At 70.1% G+C, this 5599-nt stretch carries 6 protein-coding genes; 4 read left to right on the top strand and 2 right to left on the bottom strand.

Features of this window, described 5'->3' with window-relative positions; all coding sequences use genetic code 11:
• Nucleotides 1–428, top strand: a 428-nt coding sequence (locus ACRDP3_RS08470; RefSeq protein ID WP_431516233.1) for a PucR family transcriptional regulator, incomplete at its 5' end; no start/stop codon positions are given.
• Here ACRDP3_RS08470 and ACRDP3_RS08475 read toward each other — a convergent pair.
• The gene (locus tag ACRDP3_RS08475; RefSeq protein ID WP_431516234.1) at nt 390–1832 is read right to left on the bottom strand and encodes an MFS transporter; all 1443 of its coding nucleotides are present in this window, start codon (nt 1830–1832) and stop codon (nt 390–392) included. The genes ACRDP3_RS08470 and ACRDP3_RS08475 overlap by 39 nt on opposite strands.
• 102 nt (nt 1833–1934) lie before the next feature.
• Here ACRDP3_RS08475 and ACRDP3_RS08480 point away from each other — a divergent pair, with 102 nt between their 5' ends.
• Nucleotides 1935–2693, top strand: coding sequence for a phosphoglyceromutase (locus ACRDP3_RS08480; RefSeq protein ID WP_431516235.1), 759 nt, complete (start codon nt 1935–1937; stop codon nt 2691–2693).
• A gap of 154 nt (nt 2694–2847) precedes the next feature.
• Nucleotides 2848–3138 carry a DUF3303 family protein gene (locus ACRDP3_RS08485; RefSeq protein WP_431516236.1) on the top strand — a complete coding sequence of 97 codons (291 nt, stop codon included), beginning with the start codon at nt 2848–2850 and terminating at the stop codon, nt 3136–3138.
• A gap of 308 nt (nt 3139–3446) precedes the next feature.
• Here ACRDP3_RS08485 and phoU read toward each other — a convergent pair whose 3' ends face one another.
• Nucleotides 3447–4157 (bottom strand): phosphate signaling complex protein PhoU, encoded by a 711-nt coding sequence (gene phoU, locus ACRDP3_RS08490; RefSeq protein WP_431516237.1) that lies wholly within the window; start codon nt 4155–4157, stop codon nt 3447–3449.
• A gap of 210 nt (nt 4158–4367) precedes the next feature.
• On the opposite strand from phoU, the gene ACRDP3_RS08495 reads away from it, so the two are divergent.
• Nucleotides 4368–5599: sensor histidine kinase (locus tag ACRDP3_RS08495; protein ID WP_431516238.1), on the top strand; the 1232-nt coding region annotated here is incomplete at its 3' end.

The following is a 5599-nucleotide window of genomic DNA, read 5'->3' on the forward strand; positions in this document are numbered from 1 at the left end:
TGCCCGCGCCCGCCGCGCGCCAGGGCGCCGTCGCGGCGGCCTACCCCGAGGCGCGGCGCTGTGCGGACGCGCTGCGGCTGCTCGGCAGGGCCGGACAGGGCGCGGCGGCCGAGGACTTCGGCTTCCTGGGCATGCTGCTCACCGACGCCCGGGACGTCGGCGGTTTCGTCCGCCGCACGCTCGGCCCGGTGCTGGACTACGACGCACGCCGCGGCACCGACCTGGTGGCCACCATGGACGCCTACTTCGCGTGCGGCATGAGTCCCGCCCGTGCCAAGGACGAGCTGCACGTGCACGTCAACACCGTCGCCCAGCGGCTCGAGCGGGTGGCCCGGCTGCTGGGCGACGACTGGCAGTCACCTGAACGTGCGCTGGAGACGCAGCTCGCGCTACGGCTTCACAGACTCGCGGGTGCGGTCGGCCGGTGAGGAAAGGTCGTCCTCGCCGACCATTGACAGGTCCCGCGACCTGGTCTCCTTCGCGCAGGCCACCGCCACGATCGTGAGCAGCGCCGCCCCCATCACGTACAGGGCGATCGGCGTCGAGCTGCCGAAGTCCGCGAACAGTGCCGTGGCGATCATCGGCGCCGGCGCACCGGCCACCACCGACGAGAACTGGGCGCCGATGGACGCTCCGGAGTAGCGCATCCGGGTCGCGAACAGCTCCGCGAAGAAGGCCGCCTGCGGCGCGTACATCGCACCGTGCAGCACCAGACCGACGGTCACCGCGATCAGCATCGAGCCGAAGCTCTTGGTGTCCAGCAGGGCGAAGAACGGGAACATCCACAGCCCCGTTCCGATCGCTCCCAGCAGATACACCGGGCGGCGCCCGAGCCGGTCGGACAGTGCTCCCCAGGCGGGGATCACGGCGAAGTGCACGGCCGAGGCGATCAGCAGCACATTGAGCACCATCCCCTGCGACAGCTTCAGCTCGTTGGTGGCGTAGACGAGGATGAAGGCGGTGATGACGTAGAAGCTGATGTTCTCCACCATCCGGGCGCCCATCGCGATCAGCACATCGCGCCAGTGGTGACGCAACACGGCGACCAGCGGCTTCGCCTCCACCTGGCGCTCCTCGGAGCCCTGCGCCCCGACCTTCGCGATCTGCTCTTCCTTACGCGCCTCGGCGCGGGCCCGGGCCTCCTTGAAGACCGGCGACTCGTCGACCGCCAGCCGGATCCACAGGCCGATGCCGACCAGCACACCCGACAACAGGAACGGCACCCGCCAGCCCCAGCTCACGAAGGCCGCGTCCGACATCAGCCCGGTGAGCACCGCCAGCACGGCCGTCGCCAGCAGCTGCCCGGCGGGCACGCCCGTCTGCGGCCACGAGGCCCAGAATCCGCGTCGCTTCGCGTCCCCGTGCTCGGAGACCAGCAGCACCGCACCGCCCCACTCGCCGCCCAGCGCGAACCCTTGCACCAGGCGCAACGTCGTCAGCAGCACCGGCGCGAGCGAGCCGATCGCGGCGTGCGTGGGCAGCAGCCCGATCAGGAACGTCGCCCCGCCCATCATCAGCAGGCTCAGCACCAGCAGCTTCTTGCGGCCGATCCGGTCGCCGTAGTGCCCGAAGACGAGCGCGCCGATGGGGCGCGCGACGAAGCCGACGGCATAGGTGAGGAAGGCCAGCAGGGTGCCGACGAGCGGGTCGGATTCGGGGAAGAACACCTTGTTGAAGACCAGCGCCGCGGCCGAGCCGTACAGGAAGAAGTCGTACCACTCGATCGTCGTGCCGACGAGGCTGGCGGCGACGATGCGCTTCAGGGACGTGGGAGTCGGTGGGGGAGCCGAACTCTGGGGAGCCGCGGGGGTCTCGGGGGTCTCGGGGTTCATGGCGTGACCGTAGGGAACGAATGCCCTCATCACACATGTGCGCGGGCGCCACAGAGGGTGGGCCCGATATCGGCTCCGGACACACCCAGTAGGCTTTCCCGCATGGCCGACGCACCGTACAAGCTGATCCTCCTCCGGCACGGAGAGAGCGAGTGGAACGCGAAGAACCTGTTCACCGGCTGGGTGGACGTGGATCTCACCGAGAAGGGCGAAAAGGAGGCGGTCCGCGGCGGCGAGCTGCTCAAGGACGCCGGTCTGCTCCCCGACGTGCTCCACACCTCCGTGCAGAAGCGCGCTATCCGCACCGCCCAGCTGGCGCTGGAGTCGGCCGACCGGCTCTGGGTCCCGGTCCACCGCTCCTGGCGGCTCAACGAACGTCATTACGGCGCGCTGCAGGGCAAGGACAAGGCGCAGGTCCGTGACGAGTTCGGCGAGGAGCAGTTCATGCTGTGGCGCCGCTCGTACGACACACCGCCGCCGCAGCTCGCGGACGGCTCGGAGTTCTCGCAGAGCGACGACCCGCGCTACGCGGGGGTGCCGAGCGAACTGCGTCCGCGCACCGAGTGCCTCAAGGACGTCGTCGACCGGATGCTGCCGTACTGGTTCGACGGGATCATCCCCGACCTGCTGGCGGGCCGCACCGTCCTGGTCGCCGCGCACGGCAACTCCCTGCGCGCCCTGGTCAAGCACCTCGACGGCGTCTCCGACGAGGACATCGCGGGTCTGAACATCCCCACCGGCATCCCCCTGAGCTACGAGCTGGACGAGGGCTTCCACCCGGTACGCCGCGGCGGCACCTACCTCGACCCCGAGGCGGCGAAGGCGTCGATCGAGGCGGTCAGGAACCAGGGCAAGAAGTAGTTCGCTCCGCCGGCCCGGACCGGTGCGGTACCCGTACGGTGGCGCAGATGTTGCCGCCCCGATCCCCGACGATGACGCTGAGCTGGACTCACCTGGTCGTCAGCGAGCGCGAACGGGACCGCGCCGGTCAGGGTGTGCGGAAGGGGTCGGCGCGATGAGAATGATGATGAGAGTTCTCCTGGACACCAAGGTCTCCAACGACGGGCTCAAGAGCGGCAAGCTGCCGAAGCTCATGGAGACCGTCCTGGACCAGCTCAAGCCCGAGGCTGCCTACTTCACCCCGCACGGCGGCAGGCGCTCCTGCGTCCTCGTGTTCGACATGCAGGACAGCTCGCTGCTTCCCACGATCACGGAGCCGTTCCTGCAGGAAATGGGCGCGGAGATCGAAATCCAGCCGGTGATGAACCGCGAGGAGCTGAAGAAGGGCCTCGCGGCTCTGCGGTAGGGAGAAGTGAGGGCCTTGCCCGGCTCCCACGAACCGGGCAGGGCCCTCGGCGTCCGCCCGGCCTTCGCGTCAGCAGCAGCCGCCGCACTGGCAGGGGCCGCCGGACTGGCAGCCGCAGCCGCAGCCGGGACCGCACCCGCACGCTCCCAGTGCGGGCGGCGCCGGGTGCCCCTCGGACCGTTCCGGAGACAGGCGTGGATCTCTCTGGTCAGCCATGAGTGCCCTCCTCTTCCCGACCCAACTTCGGGCGGCTCGCGCAGGCGCATCAAGGGCGCATTGAGGCACACGGCACAGCCGGACGCTTGTCCTCAGGCGTCCTCCGCCGCGCCGTTGCCGCCGTTGGCGGCGTTGGCGGCGTTCAAGACCGGGTCGATCTCGTCGGCGTAGTCGCCGGTGACCAGGTAGACGACGCGGCGGGCCACCGAGACCGCGTGGTCCGCGAAGCGCTCGTAGTACCGGCCCAGCAGCGTGACGTCCACCGCCGTCTCGATCCCGTGCTTCCAGCGGTCGTCCATCAGGTGCTGGAAGAGCGTCCGGTGCAGGTCGTCCATCTTGTCGTCGTCGTGCTCCAGCTGAAGCGCCAGATCGACGTCCTTGGTGATGATGACCTCGGCCGCCTTGGCCATCAGCCGCTGTGCCAGCTGACCCATCTCCAGCAGCGTCGCCTGCAGGTCACCCGGCACGGGCGAGCTGGGGAAGCGCAGCCGCGCCACCTTGGCGACGTGCTGCGCCAGGTCGCCGGATCGCTCCAGGTCGGCGCTCATCCGCAGTGAGGTGACGACGATCCGCAGGTCGGTGGCGACCGGCTGCTGCCGTGCCAGCAGCTGGATGGCCCGGGTCTCCAGGCCGCGCTGCAGGTCGTCCACCTTCTCGTCCGCCGCGATGACGCTCTCGGCCAGCTTCAGGTCCGCGTCCAGCATCGCCGTGGTGGCGCGGCCGATCGCGGAGCCGCAGAGCCGTGCCATCTCGACCAGGCTGTCGCTGATCGAGTCCAGCTCCTCGTGGTACGCGTCCCGCATGACTGTCCTTCCCTCGCATGGGTTTGTGCCGACAGAGGGCTCAGGGCGTGCCCTACGCCCCTCCACGCTCCCACGCTGCGGCCGGAATGCGTCCGCCGCCGACCTCTCAAGTGAATCAGCCGGGACCTCAAGGTGAACTCTGGGAGACGAGTGTTCGAGTCGGCCCGAATGCCCTGGGGCACTGTCCGCTTAGACACCTAACCTGGACACATGACCGTGAACGCGGCCGTCGCCGCATTGGCAGCGATCGCCGGACTGTGCACCGGCGTGATCGCCATGCTGGCGTTCCGCTGGAGCGAGCGCGAGCAGTCCCGCCCCAGCCGTTCGTCGCTGCACATCGAGGCGGTGCTGCCGCCCGGCGTCGACACGGTCCTGTCCGTGCTGCGCTCCTCGGCGGTGGTGATGGACGAGGCGGACGAGGTGGTCAAGGCCAGCTCCGCCGCGTACGCGCTGGGCCTGGTCCGCGGCGGCAAGCTCGCCGTCGACCCCATGCTGCAGATGGCCCGCGACACCAGACGGGACGGTGAGATACGTCAAGTGGAGCTGGACCTCCCACGGCGCGGCACCGGGCGGGGCGACGACCTCGCGGTCTCCGCCCGGGTGGCCCCGCTCGGCTCCCGGCTGGTGCTGCTGCTGGTCGAGGACATGACGGAGGCCCGACGTATCGAGGCCGTACGCCGCGACTTCGTCGCGAATGTGAGCCATGAGCTGAAGACCCCGGTCGGCGCGCTCTCCCTCCTCTCCGAGGCCGTTCTGGACGCCGCCGACGACCCGGAGGCGGTGGAACGCTTCGCCGGCCGCATGCAGTACGAGGCGACGCGGCTGACCAGCCTCGTCCAGGAGCTGATCGACCTCTCCCGGGTGCAGAACGACGATCCGCTTGAGGACTCCGAGCCGGTCGGGGTGGACGAACTCGTCGCCGAGGCCATCGACCGCTGCCGCCAGTCGGCGAGCAGCAAGCACATCACTCTCGGTACCGGCGTGACGCCCACCACACAGGACGGGCCCGGAGGGGGCGCCGCCCCACTCCACGTATGGGGCAACCGCAGCCAGCTGGCGGCGGCCCTCGGCAATCTCGTCGAGAACGCCGTGAACTACTCGCCGGCCCGCACCCGGGTCGGCATCGCGGGCCGCAGGGTGGTCGTGCCCGGCGGTGACCTGATAGAGATCTCGGTCACCGACCAGGGCATCGGCATCTCGGACCGGGACAAGGACCGGGTCTTCGAGCGGTTCTACCGTGTCGATCCGGCGCGTTCCCGCGCCACCGGCGGCACCGGCCTCGGCCTGGCCATCGTCAAGCATGTGGCGGCCTCACACGGCGGCGAAGTCACCGTATGGAGCGCCGAGGGACAGGGCTCCACCTTCACTCTGCGACTGCCGGAGGCCGGCCCGGCCCGGGAGCGGGCCGACGCGCAGCGGCGCGGCCGTGACCGGCTGGCCGG

This window comes from Streptomyces sp., from assembly GCF_050698815.1.
Taxonomy (GTDB): domain Bacteria; phylum Actinomycetota; class Actinomycetes; order Streptomycetales; family Streptomycetaceae; genus Streptomyces.

Bases quoted from the DNA above. Each gene is read 5' to 3' on its own strand.
- phoU (WP_431516237.1), bottom strand. From the start codon at position 4,157: ATGCGGGACGCGTACCACGAGGAGCTGGACTCGATCAGCGACAGCCTG.
- ACRDP3_RS08485 (WP_431516236.1), top strand. From the start codon at position 2,848: ATGAGAATGATGATGAGAGTTCTCCTGGACACCAAGGTCTCCAACGAC.
- ACRDP3_RS08480 (WP_431516235.1), top strand. From the start codon at position 1,935: ATGGCCGACGCACCGTACAAGCTGATCCTCCTCCGGCACGGAGAGAGC.
- ACRDP3_RS08475 (WP_431516234.1), bottom strand. From the start codon at position 1,832: ATGAACCCCGAGACCCCCGAGACCCCCGCGGCTCCCCAGAGTTCGGCT.